This window comes from Neisseria animalis, assembly GCF_900636515.1.
Taxonomy (GTDB): domain Bacteria; phylum Pseudomonadota; class Gammaproteobacteria; order Burkholderiales; family Neisseriaceae; genus Neisseria; species Neisseria animalis.
In genome coordinates this window covers 1,668,739-1,687,613 of record NZ_LR134287.1, presented here as the reverse complement: position 1 = coordinate 1,687,613, position 18,875 = coordinate 1,668,739, and the positions used below count along the sequence as shown (strand labels likewise).

The window sequence follows — 18,875 nt, the reverse complement described above, 5'->3', positions numbered from 1 at the left end:
AAAGGAAAAATATCATGACTACCAACGCAAAATACCGCAAACCCCTGCCCGGCACCAATCTGGAATACTACGATGCGCGTGCCGCGTGCGAGGAAGTCCGCGCGGGTTCTTACGACAAGCTGCCCTATACCAGCCGCATTTTGGCGGAAAATCTGGTCAACCGCGCCGATAAGGTTGACTTGCCGACTTTGCAGTCTTGGCTGACCCAACTGATCGACAACAAGCAGGAAGTGGATTTCCCGTGGTTCCCCGCGCGGGTGGTATGCCATGATATTTTGGGGCAGACCGCGCTGGTGGATTTGGCCGGTTTGCGCGATGCGATTGCGGAAAAAGGCGGCGATCCGAGCAAGGTCAATCCCGTGGTGCAGACCCAGCTGATTGTCGACCACTCTTTGGCCGTGGAATGCGGCGGCTACGACCCCGATGCTTTCCGTAAAAACCGCGAAATCGAAGACCGCCGCAACGAAGACCGCTTCCACTTTATCAACTGGACGAAAACCGCCTTTGAAAATGTGGACGTGATTCCGGCGGGCAACGGCATTATGCACCAGATTAACTTGGAAAAAATGTCGCCCGTGGTTCAGGTGAAAGACGGTGTGGCCTTCCCCGATACCTGCGTGGGCACCGATTCGCACACCCCGCATGTGGACGCATTGGGCGTGATTTCCGTGGGCGTGGGCGGTTTGGAGGCCGAAACCGTGATGCTCGGCCGCGCTTCCATGATGCGCCTGCCCGATATTGTCGGCGTGGAGCTGACCGGCAAACGCCAGCCGGGGATTACCGCAACGGATATTGTGCTGGCTTTGACCGAGTTTTTGCGTAAAGAGCGCGTGGTCGGTGCATTTGTCGAATTCTACGGCGAAGGCGCGCGCAGCCTGTCGGTCGGCGACCGCGCCACCATTTCCAATATGACTCCCGAATTCGGCGCGACCGCCGCCATGTTCTACATCGACCGCCAAACCATTGATTATCTGAAACTGACAGGCCGCGATGAAAAGCAGGTCGCGCTGGTGGAAAACTATGCCAAAACCGCAGGCTTGTGGGCGGACGCGCTGGAGAGTGCCGTATATCCGCGCGTGTTGAAGTTTGACCTGTCCACCGTAGTACGCAATATGGCAGGCCCCTCTAACCCGCACGCTCGTTTTGCCACCGCCGACTTGGCCGCCAAAGGCTTGGCTCAACCTTACGAAACCCCGGCCGACGGCAAAATGCCCGACGGTGCGGTGATTATCGCGGCGATTACCTCGTGCACCAACACCTCCAATCCGCGCAACGTCGTCGCCGCCGCCTTGCTGGCGCGCAACGCCAACAAACTCGGCCTGACCCGCAAGCCGTGGGTGAAATCTTCCTTCGCACCGGGTTCCAAAGTGGCGGAAATTTATCTGAAAGAAGCCGGTTTGCTGCCTGAAATGGAAAAACTCGGCTTCGGCATCGTCGCTTTCGCCTGCACTACCTGCAACGGCATGAGCGGCGCACTCGATCCGAAAATCCAGCAGGAAATCATTGACCGCGATTTGTACGCCACCGCCGTGTTGTCGGGCAACCGCAACTTCGACGGCCGCATCCACCCTTATGCCAAACAAGCGTTTTTGGCCAGTCCTCCGCTGGTTGTGGCGTATGCGATTGCAGGCTCTATCCGTTTCGACATTGAAAACGACGTGCTCGGTATTGCAGACGGCAAAGAAATCCGCCTGAAAGACATCTGGCCGACCGACGAAGAAATCGACGAAATCGTCGCCGAATATGTGAAACCGCAGCAGTTCCGCGACGTGTACATCCCCATGTTCGACACCGGAGCTGCCGAAAAAGCCCCAAGTCCTCTCTACGACTGGCGGCCGATGTCTACCTACATCCGCCGTCCGCCTTATTGGGAAGGCGCATTGGCGGGCGAGCGCACCCTCAAAGGTATGCGTCCGCTGGCAATTCTGCCCGACAACATCACCACCGACCACCTCTCGCCGAGCAACGCCATCCTGCCTGCCAGCGCGGCGGGCGAATATCTGGCGAAAATGGGCTTGCCCGAAGAAGACTTCAACTCCTACGCCACCCACCGAGGCGACCACCTCACCGCCCAACGCGCCACCTTCGCCAACCCCAAACTCTTCAACGAGATGGTGAAAAACGAAGACGGCACGGTGCGCCAAGGCTCGCTCGCCCGCATCGAACCGGAAGGCCGGGTTACCCGCATGTGGGAAGCCATCGAAACCTATATGGACCGCAAACAGCCGCTGATTATCGTGGCAGGCGCGGATTACGGCCAAGGCTCGTCGCGCGACTGGGCGGCCAAAGGCGTGCGCCTTGCCGGTGTGGAAGCCATCGTGGCCGAAGGTTTCGAACGCATCCACCGCACCAACCTCATCGGCATGGGCGTGCTGCCGCTGCAATTCAAAGAAGGCGTAAACCGCCATACGCTCGAATTGGACGGCACCGAAACCTACGATGTCATCGGCGAACGCACCCCGCGCGGCGACCTGACCTTGGTCATTCACCGCAAAAACGGCGAAACGGTCGAAGTGCCCGTAACCAGCCGTTTGGACACCGCCGAAGAAGTGCTGATTTACGAAGCGGGCGGCGTATTGCAACGCTTCGCGCAGGACTTTTTGGAAGGCAATGCGGCTTAGCGGCGTAAGGCGGGCTTACCGGCCCGCCGCATTGGTGTAATCAGGCCGTCTGAAAAGTAGGTTGGATTAGAAAAATAATGCCTGTCTGAAAATCTGCAATGCCGTAGGGGATTTCCAGCCTGCCGGTGCTTTCCATCGCCATGAGTGGAATCTGATGTTTTTTCAGGTATCCGACGGTATGGAGAAGTCATTTTTCGTTATTGGTTTCGGTCTTTGGTGAAGACGTGATGCCGATGACGAAATTTCATTTGGCGATGTCGGTACCGCCGTAGTTTTGCGTACTCATCATAAACCTGCCTTGCATTCGGTTGCGTTGGTGAGTTGCCCGTCCGCTCCTTAAGCTATGCTGCGGTTGTTGGCCTTGGCCGGGTACGGGTGGCGGCCGGGCGGATGCCGCCTGTTTATGATACGGGCTGTTCGGTACAAGGCCGGGCATAAATGCCCGATATTCCCTTTTTGAGATATAGCCGAATCACACAGAAAAATACGGGCGGAACGAAGACGGTACGGCGGTATGGAACGGCTGCTTTGGCAGTCCGTCCAAACCCGCCGTCTGTGGGTGTTCGGACGGATAACATGCTGCTTCCGATAAAATAAAAAGCGTTTGGCCGGGTGGGAATTACGGGTGGGGGTGGATTGGCAGTCGTCTGTGCGTTGGGCAAGGCGGCAGGTTGTATACGCCGTCAGATATGTCGGCAGGGATGGATATGGAGTTGGGATTTGTTGCAGACCATTCCGGTAGGGCAGTAGCGGAAGAGATTGAGCGGAATATTGAATATATCTGGACGGATAATCCGGAGAGCGGCCTGTTTTCCATACCTTTACGAGGCCGTCTGAAAGCAAAACAAGAGAAACGTAATGAGGAAAACCCGTTTTAAAATTGCCAAGATGGACTGTCCGTCGGAAGAGCGGCTGATTAGGATGCGTTTGGAAGGGGTGGAAGGTATCCGTTATCTGTCTTTTGATATTGCCGCACGGGAAATGACGGCATATCACGAGAATCAGTCGGCCGTTTTGCTGGCCGCGCTGGATACGTTGGATTTCGGCAGCAGCATTGCCGCAGACGAGGCCGCCGACAGTCTGCCTCCGGAAGCGGCAGGGCGGGATGAGGAAAACCTGCAGGAGCGCGGGCTGCTTTACCGCGTATTGGCGGTAAACTTCGTATTTTTCCTGCTAGAATGCGGCGTAGGGCTGCTGGCCGGTTCGATGGGTCTGTTGGCGGACAGTCTGGATATGCTGGCCGACAGCTTTGTTTATCTGCTGGCATTACTGGCCGTCGGTGCAGGCGCGTTGGCGAAAAAAAGGGTGGCGTTGGCGGCGGGTGTGTTCCAGTTCGGTTTGGCATTCGTCGGGTTGTCGGAAACCCTGTACCGGTTTTTCGGTTGGGAAATGCTGCCTGATTTCCGTCTGATGATAGCCGTGTCGCTGCTGGCTTTGTGTGCCAATGCCTGGTGTCTGCATATTTTGAACCGCAGCCGCAGCCGAGAGAGCCATATCCGTGCCAGCATGATTTTTACCTCCAATGACATCATTATTAATCTAGGCGTAGTTGCTGCGGGCATACTGACTTGGATGAGTGCTTCGCGTTATCCCGATCTGGTGGTCGGTGCGGCGGTATTCGTGCTGGTTTGCGCGGGTGCATGGCGGATTGTCCGGTTGGCGAAAGGCTAAACCGATTTTAGAAATGGGCAGTAGGCAGGTTTGCCAACCCGGACAGCATGTTATTTGATTTCAGACGGTCTGCCGTCCAAAAGGCCGTCTGAAAAAAGGATAAATGATGAAAATCTCCCATATCGACCACATTGTTTTCACCGTTGCCGATATTGACCGCACTATCGCGTTTTACACACAAATCCTCGGTTTTCAGGAAGAAACCTTTTTGGGAAACCGCAAAGCCTTGAAGTTCGGTAATCAGAAAATCAATCTGCACCAAAAAGGCAAAGAGTTCGAGCCGAAAGCGGACAAACCCACTTGCGGTGCGGTGGATTTGTGTTTGATTAGCGAAACGCCGCTTGAAGCTGTTATTGAAGAATTGCAGGACAAAGGTGTACCGATTATAGAGAGCATCGTTGCACGCACCGGTGCGGCCGGAAAAATCCGCTCGCTGTATATCCGCGACCCCGACGGCAATTTGATTGAAATCAGTGAATATGTCGAGGCCGTCTGAAAACACAATGCCTGTCTGAAAATTTATAAGGAAAACGGCAGCTTGGCTTGCAAATCCAACGGAATAATTGGAAATATCGGGTTGGCAGGCATAGGATGCGCCTCGGCGCATACTGCAACAGTCAAGCCGTAGAATGGCAGGGTGGTTTGACCGCCCAATAAAATTATCGGAAACCGGATGCTCCATCCGGGCCGCAGTTACCGTCTGTTTCAGACGGCATGGTATTGAAAGGCCGTCTGAAAAAACATTATTCATGGGCAGAACCATGGAAAACCCAGAGGAGGAGTAAAATGCCGCAAATCAAAATCCCCGCCGTTTACTATCGCGGCGGTACGTCAAAAGGGATTATTTTCAAACGCACCGACCTGCCCGAGGCGGCACAGCAGCCGGGTGAGGCGCGCGATAAGATTTTATTGCGCGTACTCGGCAGCCCCGACCCCTACAAACAGCAGATTGACGGCTTGGGCAATGCCAGCTCGTCCACCAGCAAAGCCTTGATTCTGGATAAATCGCAAGAGCCCGGTCATGACGTGGATTACCTTTTCGGCCAAGTTTCCATCGACAAGCCCTTTGTCGACTGGAGCGGCAACTGCGGCAACATGACCGCCGCCGTGGGCGCGTTTGCCGTGTCGCAAGGCTTGGTGGACAAAAGCAAAATTCCTTCAGACGGCATCTGTACAGTCCGCATCTGGCAGAAGAATATCGGCAAAACCATCATCGCCCATGTACCGATGCAAAACGGCGAAGTATTGGAAACCGGCGATTTCGAGCTCGACGGCGTAACCTTCCCCGCCGCCGAAGTAGTGATTGAATTTCTCGATCCGGCCGACGGCGGGGGCAGTATGTTCCCGACCGGCAATATTGTTGACGAATTGGACATTCCCGAAATCGGCCGTCTGAAAGCCACCCTGATTAACGCGGGCATTCCGACCGTATTCGTGAATGCCGCCGACATCGGCTACACCGCTGCCGAGTTGCAGTCCGACATCAACGGCGATGCGGATAAATTGGCATTTTTTGAAAAACTCCGTGCCTACGGCGCACTGAAAATGGGCTTGATTCAGGATTTGAAAGAAGCGGAAACCCGCCAGCACACGCCGAAAATCGCCTTTGTCGCCCCGCCTGCCGGCTACACCGCCTCCAGCGGCAAAGAAATTAAAGCTACCGACATCGATTTGCTGGTGCGCGCGCTGTCGATGGGCAAACTGCACCATGCCATGATGGGCACGGCTTCCGTCGCCATCGCCACCGCCGCCGCCATTCCGGGTACGCTGGTCAATCTGGCGGCAGGGGGCGGCGAGCGCGAAGCCGTGCGCTTCGGCCACCCTTCCGGCACCTTGCGCGTCGGCGCGGCGGCAGAATTTGCAGACGGCCAATGGACGGCGAAAAAAGCCGTGATGAGCCGCAGCGCGCGCGTGATTATGGAAGGTTGGGTACGCGTGCCGGAGGATTGCTTTTAAAACCGGTCTGTAAAGAATAAAAAGCCGTCTGCAAAACAGGCATTTTGCAGACGGCCTTTTACTGGTTTTTGATTATGTATAGCCGGATGTTTCTGCATGAAACAAGGTGGTAAAACTGTGGACGTAGGGGATATACGGTTTGGCAGATTTGCTGTTCCAGCAGCTTGGTTATACTTTTTGAGTCAGGTACGGCAAGGCTGTAACATTTGGTATCAGATAACTAGATATTTTCAGTTGCGTTGGTTGATAAATAAGCTATTGCTTTTGCCATGCGTTGCGGTACTTGTTCGAAGTGGCCGCCGTTATTCAGCTCGAAAATACAGTGTACACCTTGTTCCTGCCAGTTTTGCTGTGTGGCGAGGGTATGGGTTTCGACGACGGCCATACGCGGATTTTTGCTGTTTTTTTCTTTATCGCCGACGGAAAAATAGGCTTGGTGCGGCAAAGTCTGCAGGTGGTTGCGCGTTATAAATTCTGCCCAGCCGTCAAACCACAATGAGCCGGATACGGAGGCAAAGCGGGTAAACGGTGTGTTTTGATAAGCTGCGTAAGCGGCAAACAATCCGCCCAACGAATAGCCTGCCAGCCCGTACCATTGCGGCTGCAAGGCATAAGTCTGCAGGACTTCGGGCAATACGCTGTTTGTCAGCCAAGTCAGATAGTCGTCGGCACCGCCGCTGAAATCGGGTGCTTTTTTAAATGCGGCAGGGGCGGCCCACGGTGTGAAGGCGCGTTCCCACTGGGGTTCGTCGATGCTGACGAGTGTGATGTGTCTGCCGGTTGATGCGGCCAGCTCATCGGATTCTGCTTGGCTGAGAAAGGTCAGCAGCAGGGGAGAATCGGCTTGCTCGGCGGGATAGACGGAAATGGTTTTATGGTCGAGGGATAAGATGTGTTTTTGCATGAAGTTTCCCTACAAGGCCGTCTGCAAATCGGGAAGCGAAATTTACAGACGGCCTGATGTTGTTTTAATCATCAATTCAAACGGTTTTTCTTACCGAAATAAATGAAACCGATTGCGCCTAAAACAATCATTGGCAGGCTCAACCATTGTCCCATCGACAAGCCCAGAGTCAGCAGGCCGAGGTAGTCGTCGGGCTGGCGGGCAAACTCGGCGATAAAGCGGAAAAAGCCGTAACCGCCGAGAAACAGGGAGGCGACTTGTCCTGCAGGGCGTGTTTTTTTGGAGAAAATCCATACGATGGCAAACAGGAAGATGCCTTCCAATGCAAACTGGTAAAGTTGTGACGGATGGCGCGGCAGCATGCCGTATTGCGCCAGCCATTGCGCCCACTGCGGATTGTGTGCGGCGGCGGCAACGTCTTCGTAATGCGCCTGCGGAAAACCCATCGCCCACGGGGCATTGATGTCGGTCACGCGCCCCCACAATTCGCCGTTGATAAAGTTGCCGATGCGGCCGGAAGCCAAGCCCAGCGGTACCAGCGGCGCAACGAAGTCCATGGTTTTCAAAAAACCGAGTTTGTGCTTTTTGCTGAACAGCCACATCGCCACGACCACGCCCAAAAAGCCGCCGTGAAACGACATGCCGCCTTCCCAAACTTTAAACATACTGACGGGGTCGGCGAGGTAGTCGGAGAATTTGTAAAACAGAATATAGCCCAAACGTCCGCCGAGAATCACGCCGAGAATGCCCCAAGTGAGGAAATCATCGAGCAGTTCGCGGGTAAACAGGGTATTGCCTTGGGCGATACGGCGGCGGCCGAGCCAGATAAACAGGATAAAGCCGACAATATAGCTCAAGGCATACCAGCGGATGGCTACGGGGCCGATACTGATTAATACCGGATCGAATTGCGGGTGGATAATCATGGTGGGAAATGTCCTTATTATTTCAGGTAGGGAGAGGCCGTCTGCAAATCAGAATGCGCCGAAATAGTGAAACAGGTAAACAATCAGCAGCACAATCGGGGCAAACAGCCAAGCAGTCTTTCTTTTGAGTTCCGGCTCCTGCTTCAAATGATGTTTGATGACTTCAAACAGTACGAATTTAAATAAAAACGTGGCTTCGCATGCAAAAATGATGCCGTTAATCAGATATTGGGTCGGATCGTTATGCGGCGGAAACAAATGAAAAAACAACAGGGTGGCCAAAGGAATCAGGCAGACAATGAGCCAGCGGACAAGCAGGGAATGCGAAGGGTTCATGGCGGATAAATCAATACAAATTGGCAGGGCGTTATTATAACGCAGCTTGGGTTGGTGCGCGGCGCTTGGTTTTGCAGACGGCCTTACCGGCGTTTGGCGGCAAAAAAATCCTGCAAAACTGCTTGGCAGGCTTGTTCCGATATGCCGCCGCAGATGGCCGTATGTTTGTTCAGACGGGTATCTGCAAACAGGTTCACCACGCTGCCCGCTGCGCCGGTTTTGGGTTCTGCCGCACCGTAGACAACCCGTTTCACCCGTGCTTGTATCAGCGCGGAGGCACACATGCTGCAAGGTTCTAAAGTAACATACACATCGCAATTTTCGAGGCGGTAGTTTTGCAGCATTCCACCTGCCTGCGATAAGGCGCGGATTTCGGCATGCTGGCTGATATTGCAACTGCTGACACAGGCATTGTGTGCCGCCGCGATGATTTCGCCGTTTTTAACCACTACCGCTCCTACCGGTATTTCACCCAGCGCCGCCGCCTGTTTTGCCTGTTCTAAGGCCGTCTGCATAAATCTTTCCATTTCCGGCAGTGCGGGGAACACGGCAACGGGGGCGTGGTTTTTCACGGATTGTTTCAATATTTCTTTTTGGGCATCACTCAAATCCCCGACAGGAATATCCGACGATAAGGCTTCAAGCTGCCACAAGGTGCTGAAGGTAACGGTTAATCCGGCAGCTTTCAGCAGCAAAAATGTTTTCACGGAGCCATGCCCGCGCAAATCGGCAAGGGTACGGATGCCGAGGGAATGAAGCGCGGCCAGAGTTTTCGGAGCAATAGGCGGGGTAGCAAGCATGGCTGTGGGTTGTGGCGCGGTGCAGGAACAGGCAAGATGGGTTACGGATAAGCGTTGGCGGAATCAAACTTTATATATCATACATCGAAATGCTGCTTGAGCAATGCCTCGGCTGTCGGGAAACAGTCTTGACCGCCGTAGGGATCGAGCGAGGCAGAAAGCGGGATTTTCCGCAACCAAGTCAGTTGGCGTTTGGCGAGCTGGCGGGTGGCTGCTTTGCCTTTTTCGACAAAATCGGCGTAATTTTCCAAGCCTTCCAAATAATCCCAAGCCTGACGGTAGCCGACGCAGCGCATAGACGGCATATCGGCAGTCAGTTCGGGATATTTTCCGCGCAACATCTGCATTTCATCAAGAAATCCTTGTGCCAGCATACTGTCGAAACGCTTGCCGATTTGCTCGTGCAGCAGGGCGCGGTTTTCCGGAATGAGGGCAATGGTGTGCAAATCCAGCGGCGGCGTGTATTGCTGCTGCTCGGCGAAATGGCGGCTTAACGGTTTGCCGGTCAGCATAAAGACTTCCAAGGCGCGTTCGATGCGTTGGCTGTCGGCCGGTTGCAGACGGCTTGCGCTGTCGGGGTCGCATATTTTCAGTTTTTCGTATAAATAACTCAAACCATACGCAGCCTTATCCGCCTGCAACGCAGCACGGGTTGCCGCATCCGCTTCCGGCAGATTGTTCAAACCCGCGGTCAGCGCATGGAAATACATCATCGTTCCGCCGACAATCAGCGGCAAACGTCCGCGCTCATGGATTTCAACAACCAAACGGGTGCAGTCGCGGACAAACTCTGCCGCGCTGTAACTTTGCAGCGGGGAAATGATGTCAATCAAATGATGGGGCGCGGCAGAACGTTCTTCGAGAGTGGGCTTCGCCGTGCCGATATCCATATCGCGGTACACCAGCGCCGAATCTAAGCTGATGATTTCTACCGGCAGATGTTCGGCGATTTGGAGGGCAAGGGCAGTTTTGCCGCCGGCAGTCGGACCGAGTATGGCAAATGCTTTGGGTGCGGACATGGCAGATGCAGCGTGAAAAGAAAAGCGGATTATAGCAAAATGCCGCCTGAAAGTTTGATTTGCAGACGGCATTTATGCGAGGCTCAAGCAGCCGGAACAGCCATGCAAACACATAAAAATTAAAACGGCATATATTTTTATGCTTTGGCGACAATCCGGCAGGAGCGGATTTATCGGATGCCCATGCAGGTCATGGTTGATGTGGCAATAAATTCAACCATTTCTTCATCGGCCAGCGATTCGTCTTGGCCTACTTTTTCTAAGTGCTCTTTGCCGTATTTGTCTTCAAGTTCGGAATAAACGCAAGAACAGAGTTCTTTATCGCTGTCTTGTTCGATACAACCTTCCATAAAGCTGTCTTTGAAGCTGGTTTGCGGCGCTGATGCACCACCGCAGGCAGCAAGAAACACAGGGAGCAGTAAAAAGGGCAGATATTTTTTCATGTTTTTATTCCGTTTGGATAGGGTTGCAGAAAACAATTTTCATTCTTCTTGATTTCAGGAGTGTAACACGGCTGTTGCGGGCAGTCTACAAACCCGATCTCTTCCGATTAAAATTATTGAAATCAAAGCAAAACGCTGTCGAAAGGCCGTCTGCAAAACCGGCACATCGCCAATTCGGATAGTGCTGCATTTTACAGACGGCCTTTGTCTTGCCGGGACACGGGCTGTTCAGCCTCTTTTGGCCGCCAGCATACTGCGGAGGCTTGCCAGATGGCTTTTGCCTTCTTCTTTGCTGACGATGGGTTCGCCGCCTTTCCTGCCCAGAATTTTGATGTCTTCGGGCGGCATTTCGTCGATGAAGCGGCTGGGGTCGGGGAAGTGCCATGTTCCCATGCGCTTGCGTTTGATGCAGTGGGTCAGGGTAAGCTGGCGTTTGGCGCGGGTAATGCCGACATACATCAGGCGGCGTTCTTCTTCGACGTTGCCTTCTTCAATACTGTCGTTGTGGGGCAGAATGCCTTCTTCGCAGCCGACCAGAAAAACATAAGGATATTCCAAGCCCTTGGAAGCGTGGAGGGTGGAAAGTTTGACCGCATCGGTTTCTTCTTCGCTTTTGCCTTCTAAAAGCGTCATCAGTGCGATGGTTTGGGCGATTTCGATGATGTTTTTCCCGTCTTGCTCGCCTTTGCGCGCCAGCCATGAAGTCAGGTCGCTGACATTGCGCCATTTGATTTCGGCGGCTTTACCTTCTTCGTTGTTGAGCAAGTGGTTTTCATAGCCGATTTCTTCCAGCAGGCTAGTAATGATTTCACCGGCATCCGCCGCTTCGGCACGGTTGCGGTAGGCCTCCATCATGTTCATAAATGTTTGCAGGTGTTCGCGGTTGGCGGGGGTGAGCAGGCCGAGGGCTTCTTCGGTTTGAGCCGCCTCATACAGGCTGCATTCGTGGGCATGGGCGTAGGTATTGAGTTTGCCCAGTGTTACGTCTCCGATGCCGCGCTTGGGCGTGGTGACGGCACGCAGGAAAGCCGGATCGTCGTTAGGGTTGGCAATCAGGCGGATATATGACAAAACGTCTTTGATTTCCGCTTTGTCGAAAAAACTTTGTCCGCCCGATAATTGATAGGGAACGCGCGCGCTGCGTAGGGCTTCTTCAAAAATACGCGCTTGGTGGTTGCCCCGATACAACACGGCGAAATCGGCATATTGGGTTTTGTCGCCGCCGACTAATTTTTGTTTCACAATCTGGCTGACCACCCATTCTGCCTCGTGTTGTTCGTTTTGGCAGGCAACTACTTTCACCACTTCGCCCATGCCGAATTGCGACCACAGGGTTTTTTTGAACAGTTTGGGATTGTTTTCAATGACTTTGTTGGCAATTTTCAAAATCCGCGCGGTGGAGCGGTAATTTTGCTCTAATTTGATGATTTTCATCTGCGGATAATCTTCCTGCATTTTGCGAAGGTTTTCCATATTCGCGCCGCGCCATGCGTAGATAGACTGATCATCGTCGCCCACGGCGGTAAACATGCCTTCCGCACCGGTAAGCAGCTTCATCAGCGTAAATTGGCAGGTGTTGGTATCTTGGCATTCGTCCACCAGCAGATAGCGCAGACGCAGCTGCCATTTGTGGCGGATTTCGCTGTTTTGCTGCAAAAGAAGGGCCGGCAGACGGATCAGGTCGTCGAAATCCACCGCCTGATAGCTTTCCAGAGTGGCCTGATAACCGGCATAAATCTGTGCAATCTGCCGTTCCCATTCGTCGGAGGCCGTCTGAAAAGTTTGTTCGGGTGATTGCAAGCCGTTTTTCCAAAGCGAAATTTGGTGTTGCGCCTTGAATACGGCCTCTTTGCCGCTGCCGCCCAGCAGTTCGCCGATAATTTTGGCACTGTCGGCAGCATCGAGAATGGAAAAATTCTTTTTGTAGCCGAGTGCGCCGGCTTCTTCGCGCAGGATTCTCATGCCCAAAGAATGAAACGTGCAAATCGTCAGCCCGCGTGCTTGGGATTTGGGCAGCATTTTGGCCACGCGTTCCTGCATTTCCTTGGCGGCTTTATTGGTGAACGTAATGGCGGCAATTTGATGGGCAGGATAGCCGACGTTGAGAATCAAATGCTTGATTTTTTGGGTGATGACACCGGTTTTGCCGCTGCCTGCACCGGCCAGCACCAAAAGCGGCCCGCCGAGATAATTGACCGCGGCTTGTTGTTGGGGATTGAGTTTCATAAGGTTTTTGCACTCGGGAAAGGTAGGGAATTATAACATTCCGGCGGCTTCAGGCCGTCTGCAAAACCGCATTTCGGGCAAGATGGGCGGTTTTGTTTGCCGAGTGTTTCGGGAGATTGTCATAAACCGTGAAAAATCCGCTACAATCGGGTTTCTGCCATGGTCTTTTTTGAGAGGAGAGAAGCAATGAAAGTTCATACGACAGCGATTGTCAACGGCGAATTTGCCGACAAATACGGCAAACGCGGCAGCCAATTCAGCCCGAACGGTATGCCGACTTATTCGATTCCCTTCGAGATTACCGATGCTCCCGAGGGGGTGCAGTCTTTCGCGGTGGTGTTGGAGGACAAAGATGCGATTACCGCCAGCGGTTTTGTGTGGATACACTGGCTGATTTCCGATTTGAAGCGTACCGTTGTAGCGGAAAACGACAGCATCTCCGCACAAGATTACACTCAAGGGGCTAATTCTTGGGCAAGTGTATTGGGCAAATTCGATATCGATGAGGCTTCTTACTACGGCGGCATGGCTCCGCCGAACTGCCGCCACCGCTACGAATTGATTGTGTATGCCTTGGATACGGTGTTGGATTTGCCGCGCGGTTTCCGTTTTAATGATTTGCACTTTGCCATGCAGGGACATATTTTGGCCAGCGCAAGCGTTATGGGGACTTACGACGTATAAAGCATTATCTGAAAGGCAGCCGTGTCAGGCTGCCTTTGTTAATGTATAAATATTTTGAAAAACTGTACTACCGCTTTATAATCCCAAACCAAGCCGTCTGAAAACAACCGGAGAAGCCGTTATGCGTCCTTTAAATGCCAGAATCCGCTTGGATAACCTGCGCCATAATTACCAAACCTTGAAAGCCGTCCATGGCGGCAGGCTGTTGGCAGTGGTCAAGGCAAACGCTTACGGTCATGGTGCGGTACGCTGTGCACACGCATTGGCGGATTTGGCAGACGGCTTTGCCGTGGCAACGCTTGATGAAGCGGTAGAGTTGCGGGAAAGCGGTATCGGGCAGCCGATTGTATTGCTGGAGGGGGTATTTGAGGCGGAAGAATATGCCGTAGTAGACAAATACCGCCTTTGGCCGGCGGTTTGCAGCCAATGGCAGTTGGAAGCGTTGATTGCACACGATTGGCAGCAGCCGGTTGATGTTTGGTTGAAAATGGATTCGGGTATGCACCGCGCCGGTTTTTTCCCACATCATTATGCGGCGGCGTTTACGGCGTTGAAGCAGTGCCGGAACGTGGGCAAGATTGTGAAATTCAGTCATTTCGCCTGTGCGGACGAGCCGGAAAACGGCATGACTGAAATGCAGTTGGAGGCTTTTGACTTGGCTTGCGAAGATTTGCCGGGCGAAGAGAGCCTTGCCAACTCCGCCGCAATCTTAAACGTACCCGAAGCGCGCCGTGATTGGGGCAGGGCGGGTATCGCGCTGTACGGTATTTCGCCGTTCGGAGGTGTTGATGAGCGGCTTAAGCCGGTGATGCGCCTGACTACCCGGATTTTCGGCGAACGGGTCTTGCAGCCGCACTCGCCGGTGGGCTACGGCGCAACATTTTACACGAGTAAATCTACGCGAATCGGTCTGATTGCCTGCGGTTATGCAGACGGCTATCCGCGCCGCGCCTCCACAAATTCCCCCGTTGCCGTAGAAGGTATCCGCAGCCGCGTTATCGGCAGGGTGTCTATGGACATGATGATGGTGGAGCTGGATGCCGCACAAGACGGTTTGGGCTGCGAAGTCGAGCTGTGGGGCGATACGGTAAACGCCAACGAGGTGGCGGATGCGGCCGGTACGATTGCTTACGAGCTGCTGTGTAACGTCAAACGTGCAAAGTTTACTTATTCGGAATAAGGTAAATTTGCAGGAATTTCAGGCGGTAAAGGCCGTCTGAAATTCCTGTTTGCTTCGGGCCGAACGCTGTCTTTCCGCAAGCGGTTTTGCAGACGGCCTTTTGTATTGTCCCGTATGGTCATTTGATACAGAATGACGGCGTACCGTGCTATAACGTACTGCCCGTACTGTCTGCGGCTTTACTGCCTTGCCGAATTCTGTGTTGTTCCATGATTCCGCCTGCGGGCGGTTTTGTTTTATCTGTTTGACGCTTATGGAAAGTCTGATTACTTTGGTATCGGTGCTGACACCGATGTTTCTCGGTTTTTTTGTTAAAGTGCCGAAATCTTATCTGCCGGTGATTGACAAGATGTTGTCGGGTTTGGTGTACGCGGTGCTGCTGCTTATCGGCGTATCACTGTCGCGGGTGGAAAATCTCGGCGGGCAGATTCATACGATTTTGGGGACGACAGTTTTGCTGTTTGTATGCACCATCGGCGCGAATTTGGCAGCTTTGATGTGGTTTGACCGCCGCTACCCGTGGCAGACTCAAGGTACGGGCAAAAAAGCCGCTGTCAGCATTTCCGGCAGCATCAAGCAGGTAGGCTGCGTGGTGCTGGGATTTTTACTCGGCAAAGTTTTGGCGAATATTTGGCTGCCGTCTGAAAATTTGGGAATGTACTGCCTGATGGCGTTGATACTGCTGGTGGGCGTACAACTGAACGGCAGCGGCGTTATCCTGCGCCAAGTATTAATCAACAAACGCGGCGTGCAAACCGCTATGATTATGATGGCCTCTTCCTTGGCCGGCGGTTTGCTGTTTGCCGCGCTGATACCCGAAGTGTCGTGGACGAAGGGGCTGGCGATGGCTTCGGGCTTCGGCTGGTATTCGCTTTCAGGCTTGGTGATGACCGAGGCTTACGGCGCGGTGTGGGGCAGTATCATGCTGCTGAACGACTTGGGGCGGGAGTTTTTCGCTTTGGTGTTTATCCCGTTTTTGATGCGCCGCCACCCCAGCGCGGCGGTCGGCTCGGGCGGTGCCACCAGTTTGGACTTTACCTTGCCCGTTATCCAAAGCTCGGGCGGTTTGCAGGCCGTGCCGCTGGCAATCAGTTTCGGCTTTATCGTCAATGTTGCTGCCCCGTTTTTAATGGTCGTCTTTTCGTCTTTCGGTTGAGCGGCTTAACAGAATTTGGCACAATCACAACGTGCCGTTTTGCAGACGGCATCGTCATGATAAAAATGAAAAACACAGAGAGAATCTATGAAACCTCGAATCCAACGCCATGAAAACATCATCACCCTCGTACGCGAGCAGCACTATATGTCGGTCGAGCAGCTTGCCGCCGCGCTGGACGTTACGCCGCAAACCATACGCAGAGACATCAATATTCTCAGCGAAGAAAACATTTTGCGCCGCTACCACGGCGGCGCGACCATAGGCGACGTGTTGGAAAGCGAATTGCAGCAGGGCAGGCGCAACAGCCGTCAGGACGAAAAAAACGCCATCGCCCAATTAATTGCCGAAGAGATTCCCGATAATGCCTCGTTGTTTCTCAGCATCGGCACCACAATGGAAGCCGTTGCCGCCGCCTTGATTAAAAAACGCAGAAACCTACGGATTATTACCAATAATATTTATGTTGCCTCAATGGCTTCCGCCCGCGACGACTATACCGTCATCATCACTTCCGGTGTGGTTCGTCCCATAGACGGCGGCGTTACCGGCGTGGCAACCGTTGACTTCATCAATCAATTTAAAGTCGATTATGCCGTGATGAGTACCCACGGCGTGGAGGCCGACGGATCGCTGCTGGATTACGATTATAAGGAAGTCAGCGTCATGCAGGCGATGATGAACAATGCGCGCGTGCGTTTTCTCGGTGTGGACCACAGCAAATTCAACAGCAATGCCTTGGTGCGGCTCGGCAATATTACCGAATTCGACAAAGTATTTACCGACCGCGCGCCCGAAGCCGCCATGCAAAAAATCCTGCAAGCCGCCGCTGTCGAGTGGCTGGTGCCTGCCGATTTATCAAACCCGACAAGTCAGGTACAATAAGCGTTTACCGATTTCGATTGCAGACGGCCAAACCGCCAAACGGGCGCGGAGGCCGTCTGAAAGCCAACCAGACAAAAGAAAATTATGCTGAATAAAGAACAATTTGCCGATAATCATTTTATCCGCACCATTATCGAAGAAGATTTGCAAAGCGGCAAACACACCGCTATCCAAACACGGTTTCCGCCGGAGCCCAACGGCTACCTGCACATCGGCCACGCCAAATCCATCTGCCTGAACTTCGGTCTGGCTTATGTTTACGACGGCTTGTGCAACCTGCGCTTCGACGACACCAATCCGGAAAAAGAAAACGAAGAGTACGTTAACTCCATCAAAGAAGACGTACACTGGCTGGGTTTTGAGTGGGCGGGAGAAGCGCGTTACGCATCCGATTATTTCGACCGCCTGTTTGATTACGCCGTCGGTCTGATTCGGGACGGCAAAGCCTATGTTGATGATTTGACCGCCGAAGAAATGCGCGAATACCGCGGCACGCTGACCGGGCCGGGAAAAAACAGCCCTTATCGCGACCGCAGCATTGAAGAAAACCTCGATTTGTTCATGCGTATGAAAAACGGCGAATTCGCAGACGGCAGCAAAACCCTGCGTTTGAAAATCGACATGGCGGCGGGCAACGTCAATATGCGCGATCCGGTGATTTACCGCATCCGCCGCGCCCGCCACCACAACACCGGCGACAAATGGTGCATCTATCCGATGTACGACTACACCCACGCCATTTCCGACGCCATCGAAGGCATCACCCATTCTTTGTGCACGCTCGAATTTGAAGCGCACCGTCCGCTCTATGACTGGGTGCTCGACAATATTCCCGCGCCGCACGCCACCCGCCCGCGCCAATATGAGTTTTCCCGTTTGGAGCTGCTGTATTCCATCACCTCCAAGCGCAAGCTCAACCAGCTCGTTTCAGACGGCCATGTTTCCGGCTGGGACGACCCGCGTATGCCCACCATCTCCGGAATGCGCCGCCGCGGCTACACGCCCGAAGGCCTGCGCCTGTTTGCCAAACGCGTCGGCATTTCCAAATCCGAAAACATCGTTGACATGAGCGTACTCGAAGGCGCGGTGCGCGAAGAACTCGAAAACACCTCGCCGCGCCTGATGGCGGTATTGAACCCGCTCAAAGTCACGCTGACCAATTTTGCAGACGGCCAAACCCAAAGCCGCCGCGCCGCCTTCCACCCCAACCGTGAAGACTTGGGTGAGCGCGACATTCCCGTATCGCGCACCATCTATATCGAAGCCGACGACTTTGCCGAAGTTCCGCCCAAAGGCTTCAAACGCCTGACCCCCGGCGGCGAAGTGCGCCTGCGCCACGGCTATGTCATCAAATGCGACGAAGCCGTGAAAGACGAAAACGGCAAGGTTGTCGAACTCAAATGCTCCATCGACCACGATACTTTGGGTAAAAATCCCGAAGGCCGCAAAGTAAAAGGCGTCATCCATTGGGTGTCGGCCGAACACGCCGCCGAAATCAAAGTACGCCTCTACGACCGCCTGTTTACCGTCGAACGGCCTGATGCCGTGCGCGGAGAAGACGGCGGATACCTGCCGTTTACCGATTTCCTCAACCCCGAATCCATGCAGGAAATCACTGCTTACGCCGAGCCGGTTGCCGCACAGCTGCCGCCGGAAAGCCGCTGGCAGTTTGAGCGTTTGGGCTATTTCGTCACCGACCGCTACGACCATACCCCGGAACAACCCGTGTTCAACCGCACGGTTACGCTGAAAGACTCTTGGCAGGCTAAGGCTTAAGGCTTGCCTGTCGAATAAAGGCCGTCTGCAAAATCAATTAAAGATTTTACAGACGGCCTTTTGGTGTTTTAATGTTTTAGACTTGGGCAGCACAACACAAGACCGTAAGTCCGCAAACTGTACAAATAACGGATCAGCAGACTTTCAAGCTCCTTTCGTGCAAAGTTCAGTAACGCCGTATGATTTTGCGTGAAATAACGGTACCGACCGCAAGATAGGACAGTCGGCGTATGTTGTTTGCAGCAGGAAAGTAGTGATTGGGTGGCATTGTTGCTGTAAAAGGCCGTCTGTA

Annotated in this window: 16 protein-coding genes; 9 read left to right on the top strand and 7 right to left on the bottom strand. The window is 53.6% G+C overall.

Annotation, left to right across the window (positions count from 1 at the left end; genetic code table 11):
• Positions 1-14 precede the first annotated feature (14 nt).
• The 4 genes from acnD to prpF all read left to right on the top strand — a co-directional run bounded on the left by acnD (position 15) and on the right by prpF (position 6,248).
• Positions 15-2,621 (top strand): Fe/S-dependent 2-methylisocitrate dehydratase AcnD, encoded by a 2,607-nt coding sequence (gene acnD, locus EL111_RS07825; RefSeq protein ID WP_123794540.1) that lies wholly within the window; start codon positions 15-17, stop codon positions 2,619-2,621.
• Between the two features lie 858 nt (positions 2,622-3,479).
• Positions 3,480-4,292 (top strand): cation efflux transmembrane domain-containing protein, encoded by an 813-nt coding sequence (locus EL111_RS07815; RefSeq protein WP_123794538.1) that lies wholly within the window; start codon positions 3,480-3,482, stop codon positions 4,290-4,292.
• Between the two features lie 103 nt (positions 4,293-4,395).
• Positions 4,396-4,788, top strand: coding sequence for a VOC family protein (locus EL111_RS07810; RefSeq protein ID WP_231998373.1), 393 nt, complete (start codon positions 4,396-4,398; stop codon positions 4,786-4,788).
• Positions 4,789-5,078: 290 nt separating this feature from the next.
• Positions 5,079-6,248, top strand: a complete 1,170-nt coding sequence (prpF, locus tag EL111_RS07805) for a 2-methylaconitate cis-trans isomerase PrpF (protein ID WP_123794537.1) — start codon at positions 5,079-5,081, stop codon at positions 6,246-6,248.
• Positions 6,249-6,468: 220 nt separating this feature from the next.
• On the opposite strand, the gene EL111_RS07800 is transcribed toward prpF, so the two are convergent.
• From EL111_RS07800 to rep, 7 genes are all read right to left on the bottom strand, one after another.
• Positions 6,469-7,152, bottom strand: a complete 684-nt coding sequence (locus EL111_RS07800) for an alpha/beta hydrolase (protein ID WP_123794536.1) — start codon at positions 7,150-7,152, stop codon at positions 6,469-6,471.
• A 71-nt stretch (positions 7,153-7,223) separates the two neighbouring features.
• Entirely contained in the window at positions 7,224-8,078 is an 855-nt protein-coding gene (gene lgt / locus EL111_RS07795) for a prolipoprotein diacylglyceryl transferase (protein WP_123794535.1), read from the bottom strand.
• Between the two features lie 48 nt (positions 8,079-8,126).
• The gene (locus EL111_RS07790; protein ID WP_123794534.1) at positions 8,127-8,414 is read right to left on the bottom strand and encodes a hypothetical protein; all 288 of its coding nucleotides are present in this window, start codon (positions 8,412-8,414) and stop codon (positions 8,127-8,129) included.
• A gap of 83 nt (positions 8,415-8,497) precedes the next feature.
• Entirely contained in the window at positions 8,498-9,214 is a 717-nt protein-coding gene (gene tadA, locus EL111_RS07785) for a tRNA adenosine(34) deaminase TadA (protein WP_123794533.1), read from the bottom strand.
• A gap of 77 nt (positions 9,215-9,291) precedes the next feature.
• Positions 9,292-10,233, bottom strand: coding sequence for a tRNA (adenosine(37)-N6)-dimethylallyltransferase MiaA (gene miaA / locus EL111_RS07780; protein ID WP_123794532.1), 942 nt, complete (start codon positions 10,231-10,233; stop codon positions 9,292-9,294).
• Between the two features lie 170 nt (positions 10,234-10,403).
• Positions 10,404-10,676 carry a hypothetical protein gene (locus tag EL111_RS07775; protein WP_123794531.1) on the bottom strand — a complete coding sequence of 91 codons (273 nt, stop codon included), beginning with the start codon at positions 10,674-10,676 and terminating at the stop codon, positions 10,404-10,406.
• A gap of 228 nt (positions 10,677-10,904) precedes the next feature.
• Positions 10,905-12,902, bottom strand: a complete 1,998-nt coding sequence (gene rep / locus EL111_RS07770; RefSeq protein ID WP_123794530.1) for a DNA helicase Rep — start codon at positions 12,900-12,902, stop codon at positions 10,905-10,907.
• Between the two features lie 186 nt (positions 12,903-13,088).
• Between rep and EL111_RS07765 the strand changes: the two genes are divergently transcribed.
• The 5 genes from EL111_RS07765 to EL111_RS07745 all read left to right on the top strand — a co-directional run bounded on the left by EL111_RS07765 (position 13,089) and on the right by EL111_RS07745 (position 18,583).
• Positions 13,089-13,586, top strand: a complete 498-nt coding sequence (locus EL111_RS07765; RefSeq protein WP_123794529.1) for a YbhB/YbcL family Raf kinase inhibitor-like protein — start codon at positions 13,089-13,091, stop codon at positions 13,584-13,586.
• A gap of 121 nt (positions 13,587-13,707) precedes the next feature.
• On the top strand, positions 13,708-14,766 hold the full coding sequence (alr, locus tag EL111_RS07760) for an alanine racemase (protein ID WP_123794528.1): 1,059 nt from the start codon (positions 13,708-13,710) through the stop codon (positions 14,764-14,766).
• Positions 14,767-15,019: 253 nt separating this feature from the next.
• Entirely contained in the window at positions 15,020-15,922 is a 903-nt protein-coding gene (locus EL111_RS07755) for a LysO family transporter (RefSeq protein WP_123794527.1), read from the top strand.
• Between the two features lie 87 nt (positions 15,923-16,009).
• Positions 16,010-16,807 (top strand): DeoR/GlpR family DNA-binding transcription regulator, encoded by a 798-nt coding sequence (locus EL111_RS07750; RefSeq protein WP_123794526.1) that lies wholly within the window; start codon positions 16,010-16,012, stop codon positions 16,805-16,807.
• A gap of 84 nt (positions 16,808-16,891) precedes the next feature.
• Positions 16,892-18,583, top strand: coding sequence for a glutamine--tRNA ligase/YqeY domain fusion protein (locus EL111_RS07745; protein ID WP_123794525.1), 1,692 nt, complete (start codon positions 16,892-16,894; stop codon positions 18,581-18,583).
• Positions 18,584-18,875 lie beyond the last annotated feature (292 nt).